General features: G+C 72.1%; 20 protein-coding genes and 1 pseudogene. 4 read left to right on the top strand and 17 right to left on the bottom strand.

What is annotated here, in order from left to right; translation table 11 throughout:
* Positions 1 to 7 precede the first annotated feature (7 nt).
* Together HGB44_RS00675 and HGB44_RS00670 are read right to left on the bottom strand one after the other, a co-directional pair.
* Positions 8 to 1,633, bottom strand: coding sequence for a peptide chain release factor 3 (locus HGB44_RS00675; RefSeq protein WP_061081600.1), 1,626 nt, complete (start codon positions 1,631 to 1,633; stop codon positions 8 to 10).
* Positions 1,634 to 1,834: 201 nt separating this feature from the next.
* Complete coding sequence (locus HGB44_RS00670; protein WP_061081599.1) at positions 1,835 to 2,584, bottom strand: TetR/AcrR family transcriptional regulator; 750 nt, start codon at positions 2,582 to 2,584, stop codon at positions 1,835 to 1,837.
* Between the two features lie 147 nt (positions 2,585 to 2,731).
* Here HGB44_RS00670 and HGB44_RS00665 point away from each other — a divergent pair, with 147 nt between their 5' ends.
* On the top strand, positions 2,732 to 3,886 hold the full coding sequence (locus tag HGB44_RS00665) for an acyl-CoA dehydrogenase family protein (RefSeq protein ID WP_061081598.1): 1,155 nt from the start codon (positions 2,732 to 2,734) through the stop codon (positions 3,884 to 3,886).
* Between the two features lie 102 nt (positions 3,887 to 3,988).
* Here HGB44_RS00665 and HGB44_RS00660 read toward each other — a convergent pair whose 3' ends face one another.
* The 3 genes from HGB44_RS00660 to HGB44_RS00650 form a co-directional block, all read right to left on the bottom strand.
* Complete coding sequence (locus HGB44_RS00660) at positions 3,989 to 4,801, bottom strand: NAD-dependent epimerase/dehydratase family protein (protein WP_061081597.1); 813 nt, start codon at positions 4,799 to 4,801, stop codon at positions 3,989 to 3,991.
* An 88-nt stretch (positions 4,802 to 4,889) separates the two neighbouring features.
* Positions 4,890 to 5,129, bottom strand: a complete 240-nt coding sequence (locus HGB44_RS00655) for a hypothetical protein (protein WP_061081596.1) — start codon at positions 5,127 to 5,129, stop codon at positions 4,890 to 4,892.
* 220 nt (positions 5,130 to 5,349) lie between these two features.
* Positions 5,350 to 6,582 (bottom strand): RNA-guided endonuclease InsQ/TnpB family protein, encoded by a 1,233-nt coding sequence (locus tag HGB44_RS00650; RefSeq protein WP_210751025.1) that lies wholly within the window; start codon positions 6,580 to 6,582, stop codon positions 5,350 to 5,352.
* Between the two features lie 128 nt (positions 6,583 to 6,710).
* Between HGB44_RS00650 and HGB44_RS00645 the strand changes: the two genes are divergently transcribed.
* Positions 6,711 to 7,862 carry a sensor histidine kinase gene (locus tag HGB44_RS00645; protein ID WP_061081595.1) on the top strand — a complete coding sequence of 384 codons (1,152 nt, stop codon included), beginning with the start codon at positions 6,711 to 6,713 and terminating at the stop codon, positions 7,860 to 7,862.
* Positions 7,863 to 7,865: 3 nt separating this feature from the next.
* On the opposite strand, the pseudogene HGB44_RS00640 reads toward HGB44_RS00645, so the two are convergent.
* Positions 7,866 to 8,066, bottom strand: a pseudogene (locus HGB44_RS00640) (helix-turn-helix domain-containing protein); the annotation flags it as partial.
* A 121-nt stretch (positions 8,067 to 8,187) separates the two neighbouring features.
* Between HGB44_RS00640 and HGB44_RS00635 the strand changes: the two are divergent.
* Complete coding sequence (locus HGB44_RS00635; protein ID WP_061081617.1) at positions 8,188 to 8,868, top strand: response regulator transcription factor; 681 nt, start codon at positions 8,188 to 8,190, stop codon at positions 8,866 to 8,868.
* 146 nt (positions 8,869 to 9,014) lie between these two features.
* The gene (locus HGB44_RS00630) at positions 9,015 to 9,941 is read left to right on the top strand and encodes a glutaminase (RefSeq protein ID WP_061081593.1); all 927 of its coding nucleotides are present in this window, start codon (positions 9,015 to 9,017) and stop codon (positions 9,939 to 9,941) included.
* A gap of 155 nt (positions 9,942 to 10,096) precedes the next feature.
* On the opposite strand, the gene HGB44_RS00625 is transcribed toward HGB44_RS00630, so the two are convergent.
* From HGB44_RS00625 to HGB44_RS00575, 11 genes are all read right to left on the bottom strand, one after another.
* Positions 10,097 to 11,794 carry a serine/threonine-protein kinase gene (locus HGB44_RS00625; RefSeq protein WP_061081592.1) on the bottom strand — a complete coding sequence of 566 codons (1,698 nt, stop codon included), beginning with the start codon at positions 11,792 to 11,794 and terminating at the stop codon, positions 10,097 to 10,099.
* Positions 11,795 to 12,071: 277 nt separating this feature from the next.
* A complete protein-coding gene (locus HGB44_RS00620; protein ID WP_061081591.1) occupies positions 12,072 to 13,319 on the bottom strand; it encodes a cytochrome P450 family protein in 1,248 nt (415 codons plus the stop codon).
* 498 nt (positions 13,320 to 13,817) lie between these two features.
* The gene (locus HGB44_RS00615; protein WP_061081590.1) at positions 13,818 to 16,100 is read right to left on the bottom strand and encodes a heavy metal translocating P-type ATPase; all 2,283 of its coding nucleotides are present in this window, start codon (positions 16,098 to 16,100) and stop codon (positions 13,818 to 13,820) included.
* 176 nt (positions 16,101 to 16,276) lie between these two features.
* Positions 16,277 to 16,492, bottom strand: coding sequence for a heavy-metal-associated domain-containing protein (locus tag HGB44_RS00610; protein WP_017563817.1), 216 nt, complete (start codon positions 16,490 to 16,492; stop codon positions 16,277 to 16,279).
* 401 nt (positions 16,493 to 16,893) lie between these two features.
* Positions 16,894 to 17,493 (bottom strand): GNAT family N-acetyltransferase, encoded by a 600-nt coding sequence (locus HGB44_RS00605; RefSeq protein ID WP_061081589.1) that lies wholly within the window; start codon positions 17,491 to 17,493, stop codon positions 16,894 to 16,896.
* A gap of 258 nt (positions 17,494 to 17,751) precedes the next feature.
* On the bottom strand, positions 17,752 to 19,245 hold the full coding sequence (locus tag HGB44_RS00600; RefSeq protein ID WP_061081588.1) for an alanine/glycine:cation symporter family protein: 1,494 nt from the start codon (positions 19,243 to 19,245) through the stop codon (positions 17,752 to 17,754).
* 162 nt (positions 19,246 to 19,407) lie between these two features.
* A complete protein-coding gene (locus HGB44_RS00595) occupies positions 19,408 to 19,695 on the bottom strand; it encodes a GNAT family N-acetyltransferase (RefSeq protein WP_061081587.1) in 288 nt (95 codons plus the stop codon).
* 153 nt (positions 19,696 to 19,848) lie between these two features.
* Entirely contained in the window at positions 19,849 to 20,601 is a 753-nt protein-coding gene (narI, locus tag HGB44_RS00590; RefSeq protein ID WP_061081586.1) for a respiratory nitrate reductase subunit gamma, read from the bottom strand.
* Entirely contained in the window at positions 20,598 to 21,332 is a 735-nt protein-coding gene (gene narJ, locus HGB44_RS00585) for a nitrate reductase molybdenum cofactor assembly chaperone (protein WP_061081585.1), read from the bottom strand. The genes narI and narJ overlap by 4 nt, the downstream gene beginning before the upstream one ends.
* Positions 21,329 to 23,098, bottom strand: coding sequence for a nitrate reductase subunit beta (narH, locus tag HGB44_RS00580; RefSeq protein WP_061081584.1), 1,770 nt, complete (start codon positions 23,096 to 23,098; stop codon positions 21,329 to 21,331). The genes narJ and narH overlap by 4 nt, the downstream gene beginning before the upstream one ends.
* Positions 23,098 to 26,775, bottom strand: coding sequence for a nitrate reductase subunit alpha (locus HGB44_RS00575; protein WP_061081583.1), 3,678 nt, complete (start codon positions 26,773 to 26,775; stop codon positions 23,098 to 23,100). Before HGB44_RS00575 ends, narH begins: the two co-directional genes overlap by 1 nt.
* Positions 26,776 to 26,804 lie beyond the last annotated feature (29 nt).

The following is a 26,804-nucleotide window of genomic DNA, read 5'->3' as shown; positions in this document are numbered from 1 at the left end:
CGGGGCCTCACTCGCCCTCGTCGACGCCTCCGGCCAGCAACGGCTCCATGAACAGCGAGGGGTGGTCGCGCTCGATGACCCTCAGGCGCCACTTGTTGTGCACCAGCACCAGCAACTCGCCGTCGCCCCGCCGCCGCAGCACCTCGGCGCCCGACAGCGCGTGCAGGGCGGGCGCCGACTCGGCGTCGGTGCGCCGCGCCACGGAGTAGTCCAGCGGCGAGGTCTCGATCGGGGCCCGGAACTCGTGCTCCATGCGGTGCTTGACCACGTCGAACTGGAGGGGGCCCACCGCGGCGAGCACCGGCGCCTGCTCACCGCGCACGTCCGAGGTCAGCACCTGCACCACGCCCTCTGCGTCCATCTGGGCGATGCCGCGCTGGAACTGCTTGTACTTGCTCGCGTCCTTGGCCCGCGCCACCACGAAGTGCTCGGGGGCGAAGCTCGGGATCGGCGGGTAGGACACCTTGGGGCCGTCGTAGAGGGTGTCGCCCACCGCCAGCGCCTGGGCGTTGACCAGCGCGATCACGTCGCCGGGATAGGCCGTCTCGATGGTGGTGCGGTCGGAGCCGAACACCGCCTGGGTGTACTTGGTGGCGAACGGACGCCCCGTGGGCGCGTGGGTGAGCACCATGCCGCGGTCGAAGCGGCCCGAGCTGATGCGCACGAAGGCCATCCGGTCCCGGTGGTTCTTGTCCATGTTGGCCTGCATCTTGAACACCTGGCCGGAGAACGGGTCGGCCACGGCGCGCGAGCGCTCGCGGTCGTCCTCCTTGGGCCCGGGGGCCGGGGCCAGGCCCACCACGGCCTCCAGCAGCTGGCCGACCCCGAAGTTGGGCAGCGCCGCGCCGAAGAGCACCGGGGAGGACTCCCCGGCCAGGAAGGACTCGGCGTCGAAGTCGGCGCCCAGCGCCTCCAGCAGCTCGATCTCCTCCCGGGCCTGGGTCCAGGCGTCGGCCTCCACCTCGGCGGCGCGCTCGGGCTCCAGGACCTCCTCGATGGCCTTCTGGGCGCCTCCCGGGGTGCGCGACATCTTGGTGTAGACGCCCTCGCGGCGGTCGATGAGGCCGCGGAAGTCCCCGGCGATGCCCACCGGCCAGTTCATCGGGGTGGGGCGCAGCCCGATGCGCTGCTCGATCTCGTCCAGCAGCTCCAGGGGCTCGCGCCCGGGGCGGTCCCACTTGTTGACGAAGGTGATGACCGGCATCTTCCGCGCCCGGCACACGTCGAAGAGCTTGAGCGTCTGCGGCTCCAGGCCCTTGGCCGAGTCCAGCAGCATGATCGCGCAGTCCACCGCGGACAGCACACGGTAGGTGTCCTCGGAGAAGTCGGCGTGGCCGGGGGTGTCCACCAGGTTGAGCACCCGGTCGTCGTAGTCGATGCGCAGCGCGGCGGAGGTGATGGAGATGCCGCGGTCCTGCTCCATCTCCATCCAGTCCGAGGTCACGCCCTTGCGGTCGCCCTTGCCGTGCACGGCACCCGCTGAGGAGATCGCGGCCGCGTGCAGGGCCAGGGCCTCGGTCAGGGTGGACTTGCCGGCGTCGGGGTGGGAGATCACCGCGAACGTCCGCCGCCGGGACGCCTCGCGTACGACCTCAGACTCCTGCTTGGTGGCGCCCGCCGTGTCCACGCTCATTTCCGCTGTCCGATCCGCCTCGTGTGACTACCCGTTTCCCGGCCCACCAGCCTACGCTCGTCGGAGCGCGGCCCCGACCGCGCGGGGCCCGGCCGGACCCGGTTCGGGCGTCGGGCCGGCGCGCGGACTCAGCGCCCTCCGGGCCTCCCGGGCTCCTCCTGCCTCCCCGGCCTTCCCTCGCCTTCCAGAGCCCTCGGCCCCCTACGTCCTCGCGGGCCCCCCGGCCCCCTGCGCCCTCCCCGGCTCCTCGGCCTCCCGGACGGCCTCGGCGACACGGCGGAGCAGCTCCTCGCGGCCGGTGTCCCCCGGGTAGACCGCCACGAGCACCCGGTCGCGCCGCGGCTCCGGCGAGGTGTGCAGCATCGGCTCGGCGGACCGGCGGACGAAGTCCACGGCCTCGTCGAAGCGCGCCCACACCTCTCGGACGTCCTGCTCCGGGTCGCGCAGCCATCCGCGCAGGACGTGGTTGTGCGCCGCGATGAGCGACGCGGCCACCACCCCGGCGGCCAGCGAGCGGTCCCCGCCTCCTCCGCACCGCGCCAGGTAACGGCTGAAGGCGGCCTGGTAGCGGGCGGTCATCGCCACCTCGCGGTCGCGCAGGCGGGCGTGGGCGCGGACCAGGCGGTAACGGGGCACGGTGATCTCCGGATCGCCCAGGTACCCCTGGAGCACCAGCCGGGTGGCGGAGAGGACCGACGTCAACGGGTCGTCCGGGGAGGCCTCCAGGAAACTCGCGACCGTGGCGAACAACTCGTCGTGCTCGGCGAAGAGGATGTCCTCCTTCGAGCCGAAGCGGCGGAACAGGCTGCGTCGGCTCACGCCCGTGGCCACCGCGATCTGGTCCATCGTCGTGGCCTCGAACCCGTCCTCGGTGAACAGCCGCACCGCGGCCAGCACCACCGCGCGGGTGTCCGCGCGCGTCTGGCCGCCTCGGCCCCCCGTGTTCTCCATGGGCTGCGCCCCCTTCGTCCGGTGTCTGGAAGGGCTGTCCGACCCCATCTGTGTACTTCATCCCTTGCACCCCTTATCCTGGCACTGAATGCCAAAGAATGGCACGTGGTGCCATCGGCCGGGACCGCCGCCCGGGGAGGAATGCAGATGAGCGACTTCGACCTGTTCAGGACCACCGAGGAGCACGAGGAGCTGCGCGAGGCCGTACGCTCCGTCGCCGAGGACAAGATCGCCCCCCACGCGGCGGAGGTCGACGAGAGGAGCGTCTTCCCCCAGGACGCCCTCGACGCCCTGGTCGCCACGGACTTCCACGCCCCGCACATCGCCGAGGAGTACGACGGCGTGGGCGCCGACGCCCTGGCCACCTGCATCGTCATCGAGGAGGTCGCCCGTGTGTGCGCCTCCTCCTCCCTCATCCCCGCCGTCAACAAGCTCGGCACCATGCCGCTGATCCTGGGCGCCTCCGAGGATGTCAAGCGGCGCTACCTGCCCGAGGTCGCCAGCGGTGAGGCGATGTTCTCCTACGGCCTGTCCGAGCGCGAGGCCGGTTCCGACACCGCGAGCATGCGCACCCAGGCCGTCGCCGACGGCGACGGCTGGATCGTCAACGGCCAGAAGTCCTGGATCACCAACGCCGGGGTCAGCAAGTACTACACGGTGCTGGCGGTGACCGACCCCGAGGGCCCGCGCGGCCGCAACGTCTCCGCCTTCGTGCTGCACGCCGACGACGAGGGCTTCACCCTGGGCGAGCCCGAGCGCAAGCTCGGCATCAAGGGCTCCCCCACCCGCGAGTTGTTCTTCGACAACGTGCGCGTCCCCGGCGACCGCATCGTCGGCGCACCGGGCGAGGGCCTCAAGATCGCGCTGCGCACCCTGGACCACACGCGCGTCACCATCGGCGCGCAGGCCGTCGGCATCGCGCAGGGCGCGCTGGACCAGGCGGTGGCCTACGTCAAGGAGCGCAAGCAGTTCGGCAAGCACATCGCCGAGTTCCAGGGCGTGCAGTTCATGCTCGCCGACATGGCGATGAAGCTGGAGACCGCGCGGCAGATGGTCTACGTGGCCGCCGCCAAGTCCGAGCGCGGCGACGACGACCTGCCGTTCTACGGCGCCGCCGCCAAGTGCTTCGCCTCCGACGCCGCCATGGAGATCACCACCGACGCCGTGCAGCTGCTGGGCGGCGCGGGCTACGTGAAGGACTTCCCGCTGGAGCGCATGATGCGCGACGCCAAGATCACCCAGATCTACGAGGGCACCAACCAGATCCAGCGCATGGTGATGGCCCGCCAGCTGCTCAAGTAGGCGCGTCTTCGGTACGGGAGCCCGTGGTGCGGACGCCCGCGCCGCGGGCGGTCCGGGGTCCGTGCGGGGGGCCCGCGGCCTCCCGCCCCCGGGAGCGGGAAGTCAGAGCGTGGCCTCGCGGACGAAGCGGCCCAGCGGGATGGGGTCGCGGTTGAGCGCCGCGCGCACGTCCCCGGTGACCTCGGCAGCCCTGCCCCGGACCGCGGCGGCGAAGCGCTCGTTGAGGGTGTCGATGAAGCGGTCGTTCCACCCCCGGTCCGCGGCTCGGAAGTAGAAGCCCGCCTCGTCGACGGCCTTGAACCTCCACACCGGGCTCTCCGTGCCGCGGGTCCGCTTGACGACCTCGCGGAAGGTGAGCGGCTGCGGACCCGTGAGCGTGTACTCCCTGCCGCTGTGGTCGCCCAGCAGTGCCGCGACGGCGGCGTCGGCGACGTCGCGGGCGTCCACGAAGCTGACCTCGGTCCTCTTCTTGACCGGCAGTTCGAGGCGCCCGTTGCGCGAGCGCGCCAGACCGGCGAACATCCCCTCGGTGAAGTCCTGGAAGAGCCAGTTGGACCGCAGCACGGTCCACCGGCCGAACAGGTCCTTGGCCCGCAGCTCGGCGACGCGCTGGTCGGAGTCCGACGGCGCGTACTCGTTGCCCATGGCGGTCAGGACCACCGCGTTGACGGCCCCGGCCGCGGCGGCCCTCTCCAGGAACCCGGCGACCCGGTTGCCCAGGGCGCTCCCGACCGGTGTCACCACGAAGACGTTCTTCACGCCGTCGAGGACCTCGTCCCAGTTGGAGGTGTCGGTCCAGTCCAGGCGCGTCTTCGAGGTGCGGGACGCGCCGGTCGCGGGCAGGCCGCGGCTCCTCAGCTGGGTGAGGACGCGGCGGCCCACCATTCCGGTGGCTCCGGTGACCAGGGTGCTCATCGGTTACAAGGTACCGACGCGCGGACCGGACACGAACCGTCCTCGCCGTGACGGGCCGAGCGCGGGCCCCCGCGGACCGGCCCCGTCCTCAGGTCCGGCTCCGCGGCCGCCGCGCCTCCATCCCCAGGGCAAGGGCGGCGCCGACGGCGGCCAGGCCCAGGTTGGCGAGCACCTCGTGGCCCTCGAAGGTCCCCACGTGGGGCACGACGAAGCGGTTGAACGAGTTGAGGACCACACCCAGGAACGGCTGGTACCAGAGGTGGTCGACGGCACCGCTGACGCCGACGAGGAGAAGCAGGACGCCGACGCCCTGGATGACCTTGCGCATACCCCCGACGTTAGGCACCGGGCCGCGCGCGGCGCATCGGCCGACCGTCCAGCCCCGCCCGGGTGCGCGTCGGCCGAACGGCCGAGGGCGCGGGCGGCCGACCCGGCGGCGCGGCCCCGGCTCCCCGCCCCCAGCTTCCTCCCGCCGGGTGCGGCGCCGAACGTAGACTTCAGCGCGTTGACTTCCCCTCCTGCCTGAAGGCAGGAGAATCCGGAACCACCTACCGGTGGTTCGAGGCCAGGGCCTCGTCACGGGTCGCCCCGTGGCCTTCCTGCTTCGTCACCGGTCGCCCCGTCCGGGAAGACTCCCGTTGAGGTCTCACACCAGCTCCACAGGCAACAACCGCCAGCCCGGCGGCTTCGAGATCGAGCGCCGCGTTCACATCCCGGTCATGCGTGACCCCGCAACGGGGGCATGCCCACGTCCGTACGTGCAGCGGCAGCGACGCGTGCACGTAGCCGCACCCAGGGGTCGAACACGCCTTGGAGGAAGGAAAGAACCGGTCCACCACGACCAGATCCCGCCCATACCACCGCGCTTTGTACTCCAACATGGACCGGAGTTCACGCCAGGCCGCGTCCGAGATCGCCCGGGCGAGCCCGCGGTTCCTGACCATGTTGCCCACGGCCAAATCCTCGATCACGACCACTTGGTTCTCGCGGACGAGTCGAGAGGTGAGCTTGTGCAGAAAATCCCGGCGCCGGTCGGTGATACGGGCGTGCACCCGCGCCACCCTGCGGCGCGCCCGGTCCCGGTTCGCGCTGCCCCTGGCCTTACGCGACAGCGCACGCTGCGCCTTGGTCAGCCTGGCCCGGTCGCGTTGCTCGTGGCGGGGGTTGGCCACCTTCTCCCCCGTCGACAACACCACCAGCGACGTCACGCCCATGTCCACACCGACCGCGTCGTTGGCGGCCGGGGTCTGCTCGATGGTGTCCTCACACAGGAGCGAGACGAACCAGCGCCCGGCCGCGTCACGCGAGACCGTCACCGTCGACGGGCGGGCCCCTTCGGGCAGGGACCGCGACCACACCGCGTCCAGGGGTTCGGCCATCTTGGCCAGGGACAACTGCCCGTCGCGGTAGCGGAACGCGGACCGGGTGTACTCCGCGCTGGCGCGCGACGTCTTCTTGGACTTGAACCGCGGGTACTTCGCGCGGCGGTCGAAGAAGTTCCCAAAGGCGGTGTGCAGGTGGCGCAGTGTCTGCTGGAGCGGGACGCAGGAGACCTCGGTGAGGAAGGACAGCTCCCCGGTCCTCTTCCAGGCGGTGAGCATGGCCGAGGTGTGGGAGTAGCCCACCCGCTCGCGGCGCTGCTGCCAGGCGGTGCCGCGTTCGGCCAGAGCGCGGTTGTGGACCAGGCGCACGCACCCGAACGTGCGCGACAGCTCAGCCGCCTGCGCAGCGGTCGGATAGAAGCGGTATTTGAACGCCCGCTTCACACTCTTGCTGGTCATGGCACACACCGTGGCGACCGCTCCTCGATCGCGTGAGCCGAATCCGACACAAAGCCACAGAAGGGAGAGGGCGTCTCCTCCTCGCCCTGAAGGAGGGGGTATCCACGCCCAACAAACAGATGAACGCTATGGCCGGGCGGTGCGGCGCGCGCGACTGGATCGTGGACTCCTCCATCTTCCTGATCGCCCTCCTCTCCGTGCTGATGAACGCCGCCGAGTTCCCCGACCTGCCCGTCCGCGAACCGGTCCCGCCCGTGTGGCTCAAGGCCACCGACACGGCCCTGACCCTGCTGGCCTGCCTGGCGCTGTGGTGGCGGCGGCGCTGGCCGGTCCAGCTCGCCGTCGTGCTCGTCCTGTACTCCGCCGTCTCCAGCCTGGCCTCGGGCGTGATGCTCATCGCCCTGTTCTCGCTGGCCGTGCGCCGCCCGCCCCGCACCAGCCTGGCGGTGTACGGGCTGAGTGTGGGCGCCTCGCTCGTGCACGCCGCGCTGTGGCCCGACCCGCACGCCCCGTTCCTGGTGATCTTCCTGCTGGGGGCCGCCCTCCAGGGCGCCGTGACCGGATGGGGGCTCACCGTCCAGCACCGGCGTGAGCTGGTGGAGTCGCTGCGCGCCCGGGCCGTGCACGCCGAGACCGAGGCACAGCTGCGCGCCGAGCACGCCCAGCACCAGGTCCGCGAGGCCATGGCCCGCGAGATCCACGACGTACTGGGGCACCGGCTGTCGCTGCTGAGCGTGCACGCGGGCGCCCTGGAGTACCGGCCGGACGCCCCCGCCGAGGAGGTGGCCCGGTCGGCGAAGGTGATCCGCGAGAGCGCCCACCAGGCCCTCCAGGACCTGCGGGAGGTGATCGGCGTGCTGCGCGCGCCCGTCGGGGAGCTGCCTCAGCCGACCATGGCCGACCTGCGGCAGCTGGTGGAGGAGGCCGACGAGGCCGGAACCCGGGTGGAGTTCGTGCAGGAGTGCGCCGGGACGGTCCCCGAGCGCACCGGGCGCACCGCGTACCGGATCGTCCAGGAGGGGCTGACGAACGTGCGCAAGCACGCCCCGGGCGCCACCACGCGCGTGCTGGTCCGGGGAGCCCCGGGCGACGGCCTGCTGGTGGAGGTGGGCAACGACCCCTCCCCCCGCGCCCCCCGCACGGCGTCGGGCGGGGACGGCGACGGCCAGGGCCTGGTCGGGCTCGCCGAGCGGGTGTCCCTGGCCTCGGGGCGGCTGGAGCACGGTCCGGACGGCCGGGGTGGCTGGCGGCTGGCGGCATGGCTACCGTGGCCGACTTGACTTCCTCTTCCAGGCGGTCAGCATCCCCGAGGTGTGGGAGTAACCCACCCGCTCGCGGCGCTGCTGCCAGGCGGCGGTGCGTTCGGCCAGAGCGCGGTTGTAGACCAGGCGCACGCACCCGAACGTGCGCGGCAGCTCAGCCGCCTGCACATCACTCGGATAGAAGCGGTACCGAAACGCCCGCTTCACGCTCTTCCTGGTCATGGCACACACCGTAGCGACCGCCCTGCGATCGCGTGAGGCGAATCCAACAGAAAGTCACAAGAAGGGAGAGGGTGTGTTCTTCCCCGCCCTGAAGGACGGGGTATCCACGCCCAACAAACAGATGAGCGAGACGGAGCGGGAGATCGGGGTCGTGCTCGTCGATGACGACGCGCTGGTCCGGGTCGGCCTGGTGATGATGATGGGCGGCGCGCCCGACATCCGGGTGCTGGCCGAGGCCGAGGACGGGAGCGCGGTGGTCGACCTGGTGGCGCGCCACTCCCCCGACGTGGTCCTGATGGACATCCGGATGCCGACGGTGGACGGGCTGACCGCCACCGAGCGGCTGCGGGCCCTGGAGGACCCGCCGGAGGTGCTGGTGCTGACCACCTTCGACGCCGACGAGCACGTCCTGCGCGCGCTGCGGGCGGGCGCGGCCGGGTTCCTGCTCAAGGACACCCCTCCCGCGGAGATCGTGGAGTCGGTGCGCCAGGTGTCCCGGGGCATGTCGGTGCTGTCCCCGACGGTGACGCGGCGGCTGGTCGAGCGGGTGGGCGCCAACGACCGCGGCGAGCGGGCCCTGCGTGCGCGCGAGCGGCTCTCGGCGCTCAACGGCCGGGAGGTGGAGGTGGCCGTGGCGGTCGGCGAGGGCCGCTCCAACGCCGACATCGCCTCGGCCCTGTTCCTGAGCGTGCCGACGGTCAAGACGCACGTGTCGAGCATCCTCACCAAGCTCGGGCTCAACAACCGTGTGCAGGTGGCGCTGCTCGTGCACGACGCCCAGCTTCTGGACGGGAGGGGCTGATCCGCCTCCCGTTCCCCCCAGCGGCCGCCCCGGGCCGTCTCCCGGCCCCTCCCCGCGCCTTCGGGGCCGCCCCGAGCCATGCCGGAGCCCGTCCTGGGTAGCCGGGGGGGTGAGGCACACCGACACGGGAGGGGGCATCGGCCGAGGTGAGCGACTACCACGACTACGGGGAAGTGCTCGACGCCGTCATGGAGAGGGTGCGGTCGCACATCGGTGAGGGCCGGGTCGCCGACTACATCCCCGAACTGGCCCGCGTGGACCCGGACGAGTTCGGGTTCTCCGTGGCCACGGTTGACGGTGACCTGTACAGCGTCGGCGACCACTCCGGAACGCGCTTCTCCATGCAGAGCATCACCAAGGTGTTCACCCTGGCCCTGGTGATGAGCAGGTCCGGGGACAGCGTGTGGAAGCGGGTCCACCGGGAGCCCTCGGGCACCTCCTTCAACTCCCTGTACCAGCTGGAGTTCGAGAGCGGCGTGCCCCGCAACCCGATGATCAACCCGGGCGCGCTCATCGTCACCGACCAGCTGCTGACCGACACCGGGGACGCCGTCGGCGCCCTGGGGGAGCTGCTGTGCGCGGAGACGGGCGACCCCGACCTGCACGCGGACAACCTGGTGGCGCGCTCGGAGGACGAGCACGGGGACCGCAACCGGGCGCTGGCGTACCTCATGTCGAGCTTCGGCAACATGCACAACCCGGTACCGGATGTGCTGGACCACTACTTCCGGCAGTGCGCGATCACCGTCAGCTGCGAGGAGCTGGCCCGGGCGGGGCTGCTGCTGGCACGCCACGGCAGGCGGGCGGACGGCTCCCAGCTGCTCAGCCGCTCCGACGCGCGCCGCATCATGGCGGTGATGCTCACCTGCGGCACCTACGACGCCGCGGGCGAGTTCGCCTACCGCGTCGGCCTGCCCTGCAAGAGCGGGGTGGGCGGCGGCATCCTCGCGATCGTGCCGGGGCGCTGCTCCGTGGCGGCGTGGGGTCCGGGCCTGGACTCCAAGGGCAACTCGGCGACGGCGGCGCTGGCCCTGGAGGCCTTCACCGACATCACCAACTGCTCGGTGTTCTGACCGCTCCCCGACCGCCCAGTGGACTAACCGGAAACGTTGCTGGCGCGACGCAAGGGGCTCTGACCTGCGGTGATCTTGTACTTATAGCGAGGTTGGACGGTCGAGCCTCGCTATAAGTACAAGATCACGGCGAAGGGGGCGGACTCCCATGGCACTCAGTCGGCCGGTTCGAAGCCGCGGGACATGTGGTCCAGCAGCGCCCGGTTCTCCTCGGGGTGGTCGTTGCTGGAGACCAGGAACAGGGCGTAGCCGATGTCCTCGGTGTGGAAGCCCCGGTTGATGGCGTGCATGTCGCCGTTGCCGAAGGTGAACTCCCAGTCGGCGGCGCTGACGTAGTCCTCCGTCCAGTCGGCCTCCACGTCCTCGATGCCGATCAGTTCGTAGCCGCTGAAGTTGCCGCTGCCGACGGGCTCGAACTCGCGCCAGTCGTCCCCGGCGTCGGGGTTGGGGTCGTCGGTCTGGTCCACCAGCAGGTAGCCGCCGTCGGGGTTGCGGAAGTAGACCATGTGGCCCTCCCGCTCGACGTTCCAGCCCTCGGGGACGTCCACGGAGAAGCCGCTGGAGTCCTCGTGGCGGGTGAGGGGCCCCCAGGCCTCCTCCACGCCGTCCTCGTCCTGCTCGGCCTCCGACTCCTCGTCCGAGGCCTGTGCGGACTCCTGCGGCGTCTCCTCAGCGGCGGACGCGCTCTCCTCTGCGGGGGGCTCCGGCACCTCCGCGCCGGGGTCGGCGGCGGCCTCCTGCCCCGATCCGTCGACCAGCCCGGTGTCGGGCCCGCCCGAGCGGTTCATGCTCACCAGGAGGCTGGTGGTGGCGCCCACGACGAGCAGCACGAGCACGGCGGCGGCGACCAGCAGCGTCCTCCTGGCGGAACCGGGGCGCTTCCCACCGCGGACGGCGGGGCGGGCGGCAGGGCCGGGGCCCGAGGGCTCGGCGCGGACGGCCGACTCCGCGATCCGCTCCGGCTCCGGCTCCGGCGTGGGCACGGTGGTGACCAGTGTGGGGGTGACCGTCTCAGGAGTGTCGTCCGCGTCACGGATCTCGCGCAGCAGGGCGCGCACCTCGCCGACCGACGGCCGGTCCTCCGGGCGCTTCTCGCACAGGGCCTCCAGGACCGGGCGCAGCGGACCGGCGTTGACCGGCTCCGGCAGGTCCTGGGTGACGATGGCGGTCAGCGTCGCCATCGGGGTCGGCCGGTCGAAGGGCAGGGTGCCCTCGACCGCCTGGTAGAGGGTGATGCCCAGGGCCCACATGTCCGAGGCCGGGGTGGCCGAGTACCCGTGCGCGACCTCGGGGGCCAGGTAGCTCGGGGAGCCGATCAGCAGACCGGTACTGGTCAGGTGGGTGGAGCCGTCCAGGTGGGCGATGCCGAAGTCGGTCAGGACCGCGCGGTCGTTCCCGGCGATGAGCACGTTGCCCGGCTTGATGTCGCGGTGCACGATGCCGCGGGCGTGCGCCTCGGCCAGCCCGGCCGCCATCTGCTCGCCGATCGCGGCGGCCCGCCGGACCGGCAGCGCGCCCTCGTCGCGGACGAGGTCGCCCAGGGAGGGGCCGCGGACCAGTTCCATGACGATCCACGGGCGGCCGTCCTCGTCGGCCACGTCGAACACCGTGATGATGGCGGGGTGGCTGAGCTGCGCCGCGCTGCGCGCCTCGCGCAGCATGCGGGTGCGCAGCACCTCGACCTCGTGCGGGGGCAGGTTCGGCGGCGTGGTCAGCTCCTTGACGGCGACCGGCCGGTCCAGGAGGGTGTCAGTGCCCTGCCAGACCCGCCCCATGCCGCCGGAGCCGATGACCTCGTCCAGGCGGTACCGGTTGGCCAGGAGACGACCGGGGTCGGCTTCGGAACTGTTCATGAAGGCGCTGTTCCTCTGTGGGGAGGGGCGGTGTGGGGAGTTCGGGGCGCGGCGGAGGGGAGACCTCGGGGCCTTAGCGAGTCTAGGATCCCCGGGCCACTGTTGGCGCTCCCCGCCACGGTGTCATGTGTCTTCCCAGGGTGCGGGACGTCCGTAAGCACGCCTCTGAAGTGGGCGGATTCCCACGAGGGCTCCAGACTCCGCCGGACCGGCGGGACGGGGATCACCGGGCGTGTCCGCCCGGCCCTGGCCGTACGGACGTGCGGACGGGGCCGCCTCACGATCTGCGCAGCAGCCGCACCAGGAAGCTCGACAGGGGCGACGGGCCGCCGGAGGCCTGCGGGCCGGCCGAAAGCGGCGCCGCCTCTCCGGGCCCGCGGGGCGGGGGGTCCTGCGGGGCGAACTCGACGGGGAGCCGGACCGGAGACCAGGACAGGGTCGACAGCCGCCAGCGCAGCTGCTCGGGCGGGACGGCCAGGCGCAGTCCGGGCAGGCGGTTGAGCAGGACGCGCACCGCGACGCCGGCGACGGTGGTCGCCTCCTCGATGGCGGGGCACCGGTGCGGCCCCGCGCCCCAGGCCACGTGCGCCCGGTTGGCGGTCTCCTCCATCCGCTCGGCGTTCTCCAGGGCGAAGAAGTGGTTCGCCGCGGCGAAGGCCATCAGCACGGGGGAGCCGGCCTCGATCACCCGGTCGCCGTCGAGGGGCACGTCCACGCGCGGGTAGAGGACGGGGAAGTTGGTGATCGGCGGGTCCCGCCACAGCACGCGGTCGAGGACCTCGGCCAGGGAGGCGTCGGAGGGCGGGGCCGTGCCGTGCCCGGAGGGGCCGGTCAGGACGGCGCGCAGGGTCGCGTCGATCAGGTTCGCGGTCGGCTCGTTGGCGGCGGTGACCAGCAGGAGCTGCATGGTCACCTCCTCGTCGCTGAGGGCGGCGCGGTGCTGGATCAGCCGTGTGGTGAGGTCGTCACCGGGTTCGCGGCGCCTGGCCGCCACCACCTCCGACAGCACCCGCTCGGCCTCGGCGTGGGACCTCTCCGTGTCCACGCCGAGCCACAGGTTGCGCATGGCGGTGACGAAGCGCCTCCCCTGGTCCTCCCCGAAGCCGAAGAGGTCGTTCATGACCAGCGGCGGCAGCACGCGCGCGTACTCGTCGAGGAGTTCGGCCCGTCCCCGCGCGCAGAACCCGTCGATGAGCCGGTCGGCGTGGCGGCTGGCGATCCGGCGCAGGTGTTCGGCGTCGACGCTGCCGAGGACGTCGGTGATGGCCCCGCGGTAGCGCTGGTGCTCCACGCCGTCGACGTACAGGGCGCTCGCGCGCGGGGCCAGCATCGGCGGCAGCGCGGAGTCCGGGCCGACCCGTCCCTCGGTGAGGTCCCGCCACAGCCGGGAGTCGTGGCTGAACGCGGTGGTGTCCCGTGACCAGGAGATGAGGGTGGCGTAGTCGGTGACCAGCCACCCGTGCACACCGGGTTCGAGCTCGACCGGGACCACGGGCCCGTGGTCTGCGCGCATCCCGGCGTACACGGCGTAGGGGTCGGGGTGCGGCTCGCTGTGGTGCAGCGAGGCTCGGGGACATCCAGAGGACACGGGTACCTCGGCTGGGGGCGATCGGGTACGGGCGGGGGTCCGTCCTTCACGTGGGAGGTCGAAGGAGGCGGGGGAGGGGCTCGGCGGCCGGGGCGGGGGCCTCGTGTGCGGGGGCGTACGGGCACGGCGGGGCCGCACCGATCGCGCGGACACGCCCGGACCGCGCGGCCCCGCGCAACCTTAGCGGCCCGCCCCGGGCGGGCGCGAGACCCGCCTCACATCCTTGGCCGGGGCAGGACCCCCTCGGATCGGGGCCCGGTCCACCTCCGGCACCTCCGTCCGCGATCAGGGGAACACCCGTGGTCATCACCAGGTCGTGTCGGGACCGGGGTCGGCGGAACCCGCCGCGGCGGAACGGAGGACGCCCCCTCGTCAGGGGGGGAGGGACGCGGACGGCCCGCGCCCCTCCCCCCTTGTCGTCTCCCCGTGCGCCGGTCAGGAGGCCCGGTCCCCCGCCAGCGGGCGGAACCGGCGCAGCCGCTGGCTGTTGCTGACGACGAAGACGCTGGAGAAGGCCATGGCGGCTCCGGCGATCATGGGGTTGAGCAGTCCCGCCGCCGCCAGCGGGATCGCGGCGGCGTTGTAGGCGAAGGCCCAGAACAGGTTGCCCTTGATGGTGCTGAGGGTCCTGCGGGAGAGGCGGATGGCGTCGGCGGCGGCGCGCAGGTCGCCGCGCACGAGCGTCAGGTCGCTGGCCTCGATGGCCACGTCCGTCCCCGTGCCCATCGCCAGCCCCAGGTCCGCCTGGGCCAGGGCGGCGGCGTCGTTGACCCCGTCGCCGACCATCGCCACCGTGCGCCCCTCGCCCTGCAACCGCTGCACGACCTCGACCTTGTCGCGGGGCAGGACCTCGGCGACCACCTCGTCGATGCCGACCTGGTCGGCCACCGACCGGGCCACCGCCCGGTTGTCCCCGGTGAGCAGGATCGGGGTGAGCCCCAGCTCACGGAACCTGCGGACGGCCTCGGCACTGGTCGGCTTGACAGTGTCGGCCACCACCAGCACGCCCCGGACCCGGCCCTCCCAGCCCACGGCCACGGCGGTGCGGCCCTCGGCCTCGGCGTCCCCGAGAGCGGCGGCCAGCCGCTCGGGCAGGACGGCGCCGTGCTCCTCCAGCAGCGCGACCCGGCCGACGGCCACGGCACGGCCCTCGACGGTCCCCCGCACGCCCAGGCCCTCGGCGTTGGCGAAGTCCTCGGGGGTCGGGAGTGCGCCCACTCGGTCGGCGGCCCCGGCGGCGACCGCCCGCGCGATGGGGTGCTCGGAGGCGTCCTCCAGGGCACCGGCCAGGCGCAGGACCTCCTCCTCGTCCTCGCCCTCGGCGGTGAACACGCCGGTCAGGGTCATCCGGCCGGTGGTGACGGTGCCGGTCTTGTCCAGCACGACCGTGTCCACGCGGCGGGTGTCCTCCAGCACCTCCGGTCCCTTGATGAGGATGCCCAGCTGGGCGCCGCGCCCGGTGCCCACCATCAGGGCCATGGGCGTGGCCAGGCCCAGGGCGCACGGGCAGGCGATGATGAGCACCGCGACCGCGGCGGTGAAGGCGGCCGGGGCGGACGCCCCCAGCACGAGCCAGAGGACGAGCGTGGCGAGAGCGACGAGGATGGCGATCGGGACGAAGACCCCGGAGACGCGGTCGGCCAGGCGTTGGACCTCGGCCTTGCCGTTCTGGGCCTCCTCCACCAGACGTGCCATCTGGGCGAGCTGGGTGTCCGAGCCGACCCGGGTGGCGCGCACGACGAGGCGCCCGCCCGCGTTGACGGTCGCACCGACCACGGAGTCGCCGGGCCCGACCTCCACCGGCACCGACTCACCGGTGAGCATGCTCATGTCCACGGCGGAGGTGCCCTCCTCCACCACGCCGTCGGTGGCCACCTTCTCCCCCGGCCGGACGAGGAGGCGGTCGCCGACGACGAGCCGGTCCACGGGCACCGACTCCTGCCGAGCGTCCGCGCCGCGCAGGACGGTGGCCTCCCTGACCCCGAGTTCGAGCAGGGCGCGCAGGGCGGCGCCCGCACGCCTCTTGGAGCGGGCCTCGAAGTACTTGCCGAGGAGGATGAAGGTGGTGACCCCTGCGGCCACCTCCAGGTAGATGTTGGCCGAGCCGTCGCCGCGGGCGACGGTGAACTCGAAGGGGTGCGTCATCCCCGGCATGCCCGCGGTCCCGAGGAACAGCGCGTACAGCGACCACAGGAACGCGGCCGACACCCCGAGGGAGACCAGCGTGTCCATGGTGGCGCTGCCCAGCCTGAGGTTCTTCCAGGCGGCGACGTGGAAGGGCAGCGCGCCCCAGACGACGACGGGCGCCGCCAGGGCCAGCGAGGCCCACTGCCAGTAGGTGAACTGCAGGGCGGGGACCATCGCCATCGCGATGACCGGCACCGACAGCACCGCGCTGACGATCACCCGGTCGCGCAGCGCGCGGGCGGGGTCGGCGGGTTCCGCGGCGTCCTCGGCCGCCTCGGGTTCGACCCGGGGCACGGTGGCGGTGTAGCCCGCCTTCTCGACCTGGGCGACGAGGTCCTCCACCGGGGTGGGCGAGCCGTCGAAGGAGACCCGGGCCCTCTCGGTGGCGAAGTTGACGGTGGCGGTGACACCGTCGAGCTTGTTGAGCCGTTTCTCGACCCGGTTGGCGCAGGCGGCACAGGTCATGCCGCCGATGTCCAGTTCGACCGGTGCGGTGTCGGCCCGGCCCGCCGCGGCTGCGCTGCTGCTCATAGCCCTTCCTCGGTCCTCCGTGACGTCCCCGTGTTCCCGTGGACGGTTCTGTGCTCCGCGGCCGGGCGGCCCCGGGGCCCGGCGCGGGCGGATCTCCCGTTCCGCGCCGGAACTCCCCCGCGGCCCGGGACCGGCCGTGCGCCGCCCCTGCCCGGACCGCGGGTCCGGTGTGCGCGTCAGCCGCGCACCTCGTAGCCGGCCTCGTCGATGGCGGCTCGGACCGACGCGTCGTCGACCGGGCCGTCGCTGGTGACGGTCACCTTCTTGCTGTCGAGGTCGACCTTGACGTCGGTGACCCCCGCGACCCCGCCGACCTCCTCGGTGACGGAGTTGACGCAGTGTCCGCAGCTCATGCCGTCAACGGTGTAAACAGCGGTGGTGGTGGCAGCCATTTCGCCTCCTGGGGCATGTGTGCTGTGCCAGTCCTCCTGGGACCGGACTCCAATGCGTTCAACATACCCCTCAGGGGTATGGTGCTGTCAAATGTCCGCCGAGCGCGCCGCCCCCGGAAACGACGAAGGCCCCCGCACGCGACGTGCGAGGACCTCGGGCGGCACCCCCGGGGAACGGGGAGGCGTCCGCGGACCCCGGCGGGCGTTCCGGATACCCTCCCCCCGTTCTCCGGGGGCGGCCCGTGTTCGGACCGGAGAGCGGGGGCGGCGGGTGCACCGGGTTCCGCTGGGGGCGGGACTGTCAGAAGCCGGAAGGGGGGCTGCGATGGGGGGCGGGGGGTTCAGGGGGTGGGGGTTCAGAGGGGAGGCGGATCAGGAAAAGGGGAAAGAGGAGGCGCGTGCTACTCGGTTTTGAGTTCCAGGCGGGCGACCACGCGCTCGCTCGCGTGGTGGTTGTTCAGCGTGAACCCGGCCCGCCGGAACATCTCCACCGTCCCCGTGTAGACCTCGGCGCTGGGCGCCCGGCCCCCGGCGGTGTCCACCGGATAGGCCTCCAGGACGCGCGCCCCGTTGGTCCTGGCGTACTCGATCGCCCCGTCCAGCAGGCGGCTGCCCAGGCCGCGTCTGCGCCGGCGGGGCGGGAGCCAGAAGCAGACCAGCGACCACACGCCGGGTTCACGGGGATCGGCCGGGCGCAGGGACCGCGACCGCGACAGCCGGATGAAGTCCTCGCGGGGGGCCACGGACACCCACCCGCAGGGACCGTCCTCGTCGTAGGCGAGCAGGCCGGGCACCCGCCCGTCCAGGGTCAGGCGCCGCAGTTCCTCCTTGTTGTCCACACCGCGCTGGGAGCGGTCGCAGGAGGTGCTGGCCGTGTGGTCCTTGGCCCGCCTCCGGAAGAAGGTGCACCAGCAGTGCCCGTAGGCTCCGGTCGGTCCGAACAGGTTCTCCAGGTCTTCCCACCGCTCGGCGGTGGCGGGCTCGATTGAGACGATGGACATCGGACTCCCTCGACGAGACACACGGGCCGCCACAACTGTGATCCAGCACACTAGCGATTATTCGCCGTGACCGAAAGAACACAGATGCACTGAAAAGCCTTACCTGGTGGGTTCTGTCACTGAATGACCCGTTGAAGACGCCGGTGGGGCGGGGGATGCGTACACCCCCGCCCCACCGGTGGACGGATCAGAACCCCGGCCGGGGCCCGGGACGGCCGGATCCGGGCGCAGCACGGTCCCGGCCCCGTCCCGCGGCGCTCAGACCCGGTCGGACTCGGCGGCCGTCTCCCTCTCACTGGGCTCCCAGCACTCCACGCCGCGCAGGTCGGGCAGCCGGTCCCGCGTGAACACGGGGTCGATGCCCTGGCGCCGCTGGTCGTTGTAGTCCTTGAGCACCCGTGCCGCGATCGCGGCCAGCGGTGTGATGGCCACGAGGTTGATCAGCGCCATCATGCCCATGGTCGTGTCCGCCAGCGTCCAGACCAGGTCGATCGAGCCCAGCGAGCCGAGGAAGCTGGCCACGAGGAAGACGATCTTGTAGCCGAGCATGACGCGCCGGTCGGCGGTCAGGTACTCCAGGTTCGACTCGCCGTAGTAGTAGTTGCCCAGCACCGACGTGAACGCGACCAGGAGGATGATCAGCGTCATCAGGTGCAGTGCCCAGGGGCCCAGCGCCTCGGTGACCGCCATCTGGGTGAGGTCGCCCTCCAGCTCGCGCTCGGAGTCGCCCTGGTAGCCGATGAGGATGATGAAGGCCGTGACGGAGCAGACCACGAGGGTGTCGAAGTAGACGCCGAGGGTCTGCACCAGGCCCTGCTTGGCGGGGTGGGTGACCGCGGCGCTGGCCGCGGCGTTGGGGGCCGAGCCCAGGCCCGCCTCGTTGGAGAACATGCCCCGGCGCACGCCCTGGATGATCACCGTGCCCAGACCGGCGGCGGCGAACTCGCGGATGCCGAAGGCGTGCTCGAAGATGAGCGTGAACATCCCGGGGATGCGCTCGAAGTTCATCCCCACGATGATGACGCCCATGATCAGGTAGATCAGCGCGAAGGCCGGGATCAGGGCCTGGGCGGTCTGCGCGATCCTGCGGACGCCGCCGAAGATCACCATCGCGGTGACCGCGACGAGCACGACCCCGACCGCGGCCGACAGCCCCAGGCCCGGGGTCACGTTCATGTTCTCGGCGGAGTTGGTGACGGCCCCGGCGATGGTGTTGCTCTGCACGGCGTTGAAGACCATCGGGAAGGTCACGATGAGGACGATCGCGAAGAGCACGCCCAGCCAGCGCTGCCCCAGGCCCTTCTCCATGTAGTAGGCCGGACCGCCCCGGTAGCCGGTGGAGTCCCTGACCTTGTAGAGCTGGGCCAGGGTGGACTCGACGAAGCTGGCCGCGCACACCACGATCGCCATCGTCCACATCCAGAAGACGGCGCCCGGACCGCCCAGGGAGATGGCGACGGCCACACCGACGATGTTGCCCGTACCGATGCGGGCCGCGGCCGAGATCATGAACGCCTGGAGCGAGGAGACGGCCTTGCCCCCGTCAGGAGCGATCTCGGGCTTGCTCCTGAGCACCCGGAACATCTCCGGGAGCATCCGGATCTGGACGACTCCCGTCCGGATGGTGAGGTAGACGCTCACCACCACCAGCAGCGGGATCAGGATCCAGGCCCAGAGGAAGTCGTTGTTGAACGTGGCTATCGCGTCGGTCAGGCGCGCGTCCAGGGTGGGCGCTTGGTCGGCAGGCAGCACGGGGCGGGGCTCCTTTGCTCCGTAAGAGGACAACCGCCCCCACATACCCGTGAAGTGCACGGAATCACCATCCGGGACACGCCGTGCCCGGATGGTGATGTTCCCGTTATTCGCCTCCGGCCCGCGGAGCCGCCACGGAGGGCCCCGCGCGGACCCGCGGGATCAGCCCTCGTGGACCAGGTCCGCGTAGGACGGGTTCTTCTTGAGGTAGGCCTGCGCGAACGGGCAGATCGGCACGATCTTGAGCCCGCGCGACCGGATGTGGTCCAGGGAGTCGCGCATGAGGCGGCTCGCCACCCCCTTGCCCTCGAAGGAGGAGTCGACCTCCACGTGCGGCAGGGCGTACACGCCCTTGTCGATCAGGTGGTAGGCGGAGAACCCCACCACCGCCCCGTCTGCGCTCACCTCGTAGCGCGAGCGTTCCGGAACGTCGACGACCGTCAGGTCCATGGCACTCTCTCCCACTCCCCGTGTTCGCGCACGCGGTGTGCGCGGGCCAATGACCACGTTCCCACACATAACCGTCGCGCACACCCCGGTCGCGCGGTCACCGTCCGTGATCTGTGAGGCCCGCGGGCCGCCCGGACCGCGCGGAGGGCAGGGTCACCAGCCCCGGCGCGCGGGTCGCTCCGCCTGCCCGGCGGCGGTCGGGTACCGGTCCCGCGTGCGGTAGACGACGTAGGGGCGGAAGAGGTAGCCGACCGGCGCGCTGAACGCGTGCACCAGGCGGGTGAAGGGCAGCAGGGCGAACAGCCCGAGGCCGACGAGGGCGTGCAGCTTGTACGGGGCCTCGGCCCCCGACATCGCCGCGACGTCGGGCTGGAGCACCCAGATGGAGCGGAACCACGGCGACACCGTCCGCCTGTAGTCCTGGGTGTGCCCGCCCGCCACCTCCACCCCGGCGAAGTAGGCGGTCATGCCCAGCCCGGTGACGATGGCCAGGACCAGCACCAGGTACATGAGCTTGTCGTTGCGCGTGGTGGCGCTGAACACCGGGCCCGTCGTGCGGCGGCGCCAGATCAGCAGCGCGATCCCGCCGAGCGTGCACACCCCCGCCACGAGCCCGAGCGACAGGGCGGTGACGTGGTAGACGGTGTCGGACACCCCGAGCGCCCGGGTCCAGCCCTCGGGCACGAGCAGCCCCACCGCGTGTCCCCCGATCACCAGGAGCAGGCCCACGTGGAACAACGGGCTGCCGATCCGCAGCAGCCTGGACTCGTACAGCTCGGACGAGCGGGTGGTCCAGCCGAACCGGTCGTACCGGTACCGCCAGACGAGGCCGCCCACCACGAGGACCAGGACCGCGTAGGGCAGCACGCCCCACAGCAGCAGGTCGAGTGCGCCGTACCCGTTCACCGTTCCTCCCCGTCACGCCCGGGGGCCTCGGTCCGCGGCAGCGGCGCCCGCACCCCGTACGGTTCCAGCCCCACGTCCTCGGCGGGCGGCCCCTGGGCCGCGAGCCTGCGCACGAGCTCCAGGTCCCCGCGCTCCTGCGCGGGCAGGGTCATGCGGACCGCGTCCACGATCCGCGCGTACGGGGTGCCGTGGTCGTGCAGGGTCCGCGACATCAGCTCCAGGCCCGGCCGGAAGCGCAGCAGCAGGGCCTCGCCCGCGCGCGCGTCCCCCCGGGCCGCGAACTCCAGGACCACCGCCAGGTGGTCGGGCAGCTCGCGGTTCTCCACCCGCCACCCGGCCTCGGCGTAGACGCGCTTGACCTCGGCCAGGGCGTGCCCCCTGCGGCGGGTGTCGCCGTCCGTGTAGTAGGTCATGTACAGGGTCCTGCGCCTGCGCAGGTCGAACACGTCCACGTAGTGCTCGCACAGCTCCAGCTCGGAGGTGGTGGAGGCGTGGTCGCAGAACTCCTGGAGCGCCGCGCGCACCCCTCCCCGCGGCAGCTCGGCGACCGCGCGGGCCACCAGCGGCAGGCGCTCGAAGAAGACCTGGTCGGGATAGCCGAGCAGGACCGAGGCGGACTGGTGGGTGACCGCCACGCGGTGCGCCCGGCGGATGGTGCGCGCCGCCCCCAGCCAACCGGTGCCGCTCCGTGCCGTCCCGCCAGCTCCTTCGGCGTCAGCGGTGGTACTCATCCTCTCCCCCTCTTCCGCGGCGCGGCGTCGCCGCCACCGCCGTCGTCGTCGCCACCCCGTCGGGGTGGGAAGAGCCCTGCGGGGCGGCCGTTGCCGTCCCAGTTGAGGAGGTTGACCCGGCCGCTCGTGTCCGCCTGGGCGTCGCTGGTCTGGCGGGTGCGCAGGGCGTGGAAGTTCTCCACGGTCGCGGCCTCGGGCTGCCCGGAGGCCTCGCCGAAGGGCACGCCCCCGCCCATGCCGCCCATGCCCGGCCCGCCCTCGAAGTCGAGGCTGCACCCGACCTCGTCGATGACCCCGCGGTCGGCCTCGTCCACCCCGTAGGCGGTGGGGATGACGTAGCGCTCGTCGTACTTGGCCAGGGCCAGGAGCCGGTACATGTCCTCGATCTCGGTGCCGGTCATCCCGACGGCGGCGGCGATGGAGTCGTCGCGCTCCCGGCCCAGGTTGATCCGGCGCATGTGGGAGCGCATGGCCGCGAGCCGCCGCAGGACCAGGTCCACGGGGCCGGTGTCACCCGCGGTGAACAGCTCGGCCAGGTACTCCACGGGGATGCGCAGGGTGTCGATGGCGGCGAAGAGGTTGTCGGCGTCCTCGCCGTCGTGCCCGGTGGAGGAGAGCGTGTCCACCACCGGGGACAGCGGCGGGATGTACCAGACCATCGGCATCGTGCGGTACTCCGGGTGCAGCGGCAGCGCCACCCGGAAGCGCTTGGCCAGCGCGTAGACCGGGGAGCGGACAGCCGACTCCACCCAGCGGTCGGGGATGCCGTCGCGGCGGGCCGCGGCGCGCACCGCGGGGTCGGAGGGGTCGAGGAACACGTCGAGCTGGGCGCGGTACAGGTCCCTCTCGTCCGCCACCGACGCCGCCTCGCGGACCCGGTCGGCGTCGTAGAGGACCACGCCCAGGTAGCGCAGCCGTCCCACGCACGTCTCGGAGCAGACGGTGGGCATGCCCACCTCCACCCGCGGGTAGCAGAACGTGCACTTCTCGGCCTTGCCCGTCTTGTGGTTGAAGTAGACCTTCTTGTACGGGCAGCCGGTGACGCACATGCGCCAGCCCCGGCAGCGGTCCTGGTCGACCAGGACGATGCCGTCCTCGACCCGCTTGTACAGGGCGCCGCTGGGGCAGGCGGCCACGCACGAGGGGTTGAGGCAGTGCTCGCAGATGCGCGGCAGGTAGAACATGAAGGTCTCCTCGAAGGAGAACCGCACCTTGTCGCCGAGCCTGCGCACGATCGGGTCCCGGCGGGTCAGCTCGGGCCCGCCGCCGAGGTCGTCGTCCCAGTTGGCGCTCCAGCTGACCTTCATGGGCTCGCCGGTGAGCGCCGACCGCGGCTCGGCCACCGGGAAGTCGTCCCCCAGAGGAGCGTTGGTCAGCGTCTCGTAGTCGTAGGTCCAGGGCTCGTAGTAGTCCTGGAGGGAGGGCATCACCGGGTTGGCGAAGATGGTGGAGAGCCGCTTGAGCCGCCCGCCCGCGCGGGGCTTGAGACGCCCCCTGGCGTCGAGGACCCAGCCGCCCTTCCAGCGCTCCTGGTCCTGGTAGGTGCGCGGGTAGCCCTGCCCGGGCCGCGTCTCGACGTTGTTGAACCACACGTACTCGACGCCGCTGCGGTTGGTCCAGGCCTGCTTGCAGGTGACCGAGCACGTGTGGCAGCCGATGCACTTGTCCAGGTTCATCACCATGGCGACCTGCGCCATGACCCTGCCGATCGGCCGTTCCCCGCCCGGGCCGCCGGTCCCGTCCCCGCTGCCGTGGGCCTGTGCCATCAGTAACGCACCTCCGTGGTCCGCTTGCGCACGACGGTGACCTCGTCGCGCTGGTTGCCGGTCGGGCCGAGGTAGTTGAAGGCGTAGGTGAGCTGCGCGTAGCCGCCGATGAGGTGGGTGGGCTTGACCAGCAGGCGCGTGAGCGAGTTGTGGATGCCGCCGCGCCTGCCGGTGGTCTCGGACTTGGGCACGTCGATGGTGCGCTCCTGGACGTGGTACATGTACACGGTTCCGGCGGGCATCCGGTGGGAGACCACCAGCCGCGCCACCACCACGCCGTTGCGGTTGACCGCCTCCACCCAGTCGTTGTCGGCCGCGCCGATCGCCTCGGCGTCGACGGGGCTCATCCAGATCGTGGGGCCGCCGCGGGAGAGGGTCTGGAGCAGCAGGTTGTCCTGGTACTCGGAGTGGATCGACCACTTGGAGTGCGGGGTCAGATAGCGCACGACCACCTCGCGCTGGCCGGTCGGACCGAGTCGCGGTTCGCCGAACAGGCGGCTGATGTCGAGCGGCGGCCGGTAGACCGGCAGGGCCTCTCCGAACTCGTGCATCCAGTCGTGGTCGAGGTAGAAGTGCTGGCGGCCGGTGAGGGTGTGCCAGGGCTTGTCGTGCTCGACGTTGATGGTGAACGGCGAGTACCGGCGGTCGGGGGCCTCCTTGCCCGACCACTCCGGGCTGGTGCCCACCGTCGTGGGCCCCCGGCTCGCGTCCGAGAAGACCACCCGGCGCTCCGCGGCCCGGTGGATCAGCTCGTCCATGTCGGTGCCGGTGCGCTCGGCCAGGAGCCGGAAGCCCTGCGCGGCCAGGCGGCCGTTGCTGGTTCCGGACAGGGCCAGGATCATCTCGCAGGCCTTGACGTCGGTGTCCAGGGCCGGGCGGCCGTCGGCGACCCCGCCCCGGACGGCCCCGTTGCGCCGGCGCAGCCACTCCACCTCCAGGTCCGGGGTGAAGGACACGCCCTTGACCGGCAGTCCCCTGGACTCGGCCAGCGGCCCCAGGGCGGCCAGCTTCTGCGCGACCTCGGAGTAGTTGCGGCGCACGGGCACGACGGCGGGCATGGTCCGGCCGGGGACGGGCCGCGTGCCGTCCGCCTTCCAGTCCGGCGGGACGCCGTGCGGCTGGGCGAGCTCGCCGGGGGTGTCGTGCTGGTGGGGGACGGCCACCAGGTCGGTGACCTCCTCCAGGTGGTCGGCGGCCAGGGCGCTGAACGTCCTGGCCAGGGCGTGGAAGGCGTCGAAGTCGGTGCGGGTCTCCCAGGGCGGGTCGATGGCCGGGTTGAACGAGTGCACGAAGGGGTGCATGTCCGTGGTGGACAGGTCGTGCTTCTCGTACCAGGTCGCGGCGGGCAGCACGACGTCGGACAGCAGGGTCGTGCTGGTCATCCGGAAGTCGATGGACAGCAGCAGGTCGAGCTTGCCCTCGGGGACGTCCTCGCGCCAGGTGACGTCGGCGGGCCGGTCCCCCGGCCCGGCGGGTTCGGCCAGCAGGTTGGAGCGGGTGCCGAGCAGGTGCTTGAGGAAGTACTCGTTGCCCTTGGCCGAGGAGCCGAACAGGTTGGACCGCCACACGGTGAGGACCCGGGGCCAGTTCTCGGGGGCGTCGGGATCCTCGGCGGCGAAGCGCAGGCCACCGCTGTGGAGCTGGTCGGCGACGTACTCCGCGGGGTCCTGCCCACGCTCGCGCGCCTCGCGTCCCAGCTCGATCGGGTTGCGGTCGAAGGTCGGGTAGGAGGGCATCCACCCCATCCGGGCGGAGGCGGCGACCAGGTCGGCGGTGTGCCGTCCGCGCACCCGTCCCGGGCCGAGCGGCGAGGCGAGGGCGTCGGCGCGGTAGGTGTCGTAGCGCCACTGGTCGGTGTGCAGGTACCAGTAGGAGGTTCCGGCCATGAAGCGCTGCGGCCGGGCCCAGTCCGCGGCGGAGGCGAACGCGGCCCACCCCGCGGAGGTGCGGCACTTCTCCTGGCCGACGTAGTGGGCCCAGCCGCCGCCGTTGACCCCCTGGCACCCGGTGAGCAGCAGCAGGGACAGGAAGGCCCGGTAGGCGTTCTCGCCGTGGAACCACTGGTTGGTGCCCGCGCCGAGGATGATCATGGCCCGGCCGCCGGACTCCTCGGCGGTGTCGGCGAACTCGCGGGCGATACGGGCCGCCCGGTCGGCGGGGACCCCGGTGAGCTCGGCCTGCCAGGCGGGCGTGCAGGGTTCGGCGGCGTCGTCGTAGCCGGTGGGCCAGGTGCCGGGCAGGTCGTGCCGGTGCACCCCGTAGTGGGCCAGGACCAGGTCGAAGACGGTGGTGACGAGGCGTCCGCCGACCCTGCGGACCGGGACGCCGCGGGTGAGGACCTCGGCCGTGCCGCCGGGGTTGTCGAAGCGGTTCAGGGCGACCTCGGCGGCCTCCCCGCCCTCCGCGTAGAGGGTGAGGGCGGGAACGCGGCCCTCCAGGTCCAGGTTCCACCGGCCGGTCCCGGCCTCGCCCCAGCGGTGGCCGACGGTGCCGTTGGGTGCGACGGGGGCGTCCTCGCCCTCCGGCCAGAACACCGGCTTCCACTCGGCGTTCTCCCCCGTGTCCCCCAGGTCGGCGGCGGTGAGGAACTTGTCGGGGACGAGGCGGCCCTCGCGGCTGTCGAGGGCCACCAGGAACGGCAGGTCGGTGTAGCGGCGCACGTAGTCGTCGAAGCGCGGCGTGGTGCGGTCGACGAACCGCTCCTTGAGAATCACGTGCCCCATGGCCATCGCCAGGGCCCCGTCCGTGCCCGGGTGGGGCGCCAGCCACTCGTCGGCGAACTTGGTGGCGTCGCTGTAGTCCGGGGAGACGACCACCACCTTCTGGCCCCGGTAGCGGGCCTCGGCCATCCAGTGGGCGTCGGGGGTGCGGGTGACGGGGACGTTGGAGCCCCACAGCACCAGGTAGGCGGCGTCCCACCAGTCACCGGACTCGGGGACGTCGGTCTGGTCGCCGAACACCTGCGGCGAGGCGACCGGCAGGTCGGCGTACCAGTCGTAGAAGGACAGCATGGAGCCGCCGAGCAGGTTCACGAAGCGCGCGCCCACGCCGTGGGAGACCATCGACATCGCGGGGATCGGGGAGAACCCGGCGATGCGGTCCGGTCCGTACCTCCGGATGGTGAGCACGTGCGCGGCGGCGGCGATCTCCAGGGCCTCGTCCCAGGTGATCCGGACCAGGCCGCCCTTGCCCCGGGCCCGCTGGTAGCGGGCGCGCCTGTCGGGGTCGGTGGTGATCTCCTCCCAGGCCGCCACCGGATCGCCCAGGCGGGCGCGCGCCTCGCGGTACATCTGGACGAGGACGCCGCGCGCGTAGGGATAGCGGACACGGGTCGGCGAATAGGTGTACCAGGAGAAGGCTGCACCGCGCGGACATCCGCGCGGTTCGTATTCCGGGCGGTCCGGACCGACGGAGGGATAGTCGGTGGCCTGCGTTTCCCAGGTGATGATTCCGTCCTTGACGTAAACGTCCCAGGAACACGATCCCGTGCAGTTCACGCCGTGCGTGGAACGGACCACGCGGTCGTGGCTCCACCGGTCGCGGTAGAAGGAGTCCCCCTGGCGCCCACCCTTCCTGACCTGGGCACGGCCCCCGTCCAGCGGCTCCGAGCGGGTGAGGTGGTTGCCCAGCGCCAGAAGGGCGTTCCCCGCGCCTCCTTTTTTGCTTTCCGCCGCCATAAGGACAACACCCCGTTTACCGTTCCTTG

Source organism: Nocardiopsis alborubida (genome assembly GCF_012396365.1).
In the GTDB taxonomy this organism is placed as follows: Bacteria; Actinomycetota; Actinomycetes; order Streptosporangiales; family Streptosporangiaceae; genus Nocardiopsis; species Nocardiopsis alborubida.
The sequence above is the reverse complement of the archived record's forward strand: the minus strand, read 5'-3'. Positions and strand labels throughout refer to the sequence as shown.

What these genes read in the sequence shown, in the direction of transcription:
- narH (WP_061081584.1), bottom strand. Translation starts at nt 23,098, where the DNA reads ATGGCACAGGCCCACGGCAGCGGGGACGGGACCGGCGGCCCGGGCGGG.
- HGB44_RS00575 (WP_061081583.1), bottom strand. Translation starts at nt 26,775, where the DNA reads ATGGCGGCGGAAAGCAAAAAAGGAGGCGCGGGGAACGCCCTTCTGGCG.
- HGB44_RS00665 (WP_061081598.1), top strand. Translation starts at nt 2,732, where the DNA reads ATGAGCGACTTCGACCTGTTCAGGACCACCGAGGAGCACGAGGAGCTG.
- HGB44_RS00615 (WP_061081590.1), bottom strand. Translation starts at nt 16,100, where the DNA reads ATGAGCAGCAGCGCAGCCGCGGCGGGCCGGGCCGACACCGCACCGGTC.
- HGB44_RS00655 (WP_061081596.1), bottom strand. Translation starts at nt 5,129, where the DNA reads ATGCGCAAGGTCATCCAGGGCGTCGGCGTCCTGCTTCTCCTCGTCGGC.
- narJ (WP_061081585.1), bottom strand. Translation starts at nt 21,332, where the DNA reads ATGAGTACCACCGCTGACGCCGAAGGAGCTGGCGGGACGGCACGGAGC.
- HGB44_RS00595 (WP_061081587.1), bottom strand. Translation starts at nt 19,695, where the DNA reads ATGGACCTGACGGTCGTCGACGTTCCGGAACGCTCGCGCTACGAGGTG.
- HGB44_RS00635 (WP_061081617.1), top strand. Translation starts at nt 8,188, where the DNA reads ATGAGCGAGACGGAGCGGGAGATCGGGGTCGTGCTCGTCGATGACGAC.
- HGB44_RS00660 (WP_061081597.1), bottom strand. Translation starts at nt 4,801, where the DNA reads ATGAGCACCCTGGTCACCGGAGCCACCGGAATGGTGGGCCGCCGCGTC.
- HGB44_RS00625 (WP_061081592.1), bottom strand. Translation starts at nt 11,794, where the DNA reads ATGAACAGTTCCGAAGCCGACCCCGGTCGTCTCCTGGCCAACCGGTAC.
- HGB44_RS00670 (WP_061081599.1), bottom strand. Translation starts at nt 2,584, where the DNA reads ATGGAGAACACGGGGGGCCGAGGCGGCCAGACGCGCGCGGACACCCGC.
- HGB44_RS00675 (WP_061081600.1), bottom strand. Translation starts at nt 1,633, where the DNA reads ATGAGCGTGGACACGGCGGGCGCCACCAAGCAGGAGTCTGAGGTCGTA.
- HGB44_RS00605 (WP_061081589.1), bottom strand. Translation starts at nt 17,493, where the DNA reads ATGTCCATCGTCTCAATCGAGCCCGCCACCGCCGAGCGGTGGGAAGAC.
- HGB44_RS00650 (WP_210751025.1), bottom strand. Translation starts at nt 6,582, where the DNA reads ATGACCAGCAAGAGTGTGAAGCGGGCGTTCAAATACCGCTTCTATCCG.
- HGB44_RS00645 (WP_061081595.1), top strand. Translation starts at nt 6,711, where the DNA reads ATGGCCGGGCGGTGCGGCGCGCGCGACTGGATCGTGGACTCCTCCATC.
- HGB44_RS00610 (WP_017563817.1), bottom strand. Translation starts at nt 16,492, where the DNA reads ATGGCTGCCACCACCACCGCTGTTTACACCGTTGACGGCATGAGCTGC.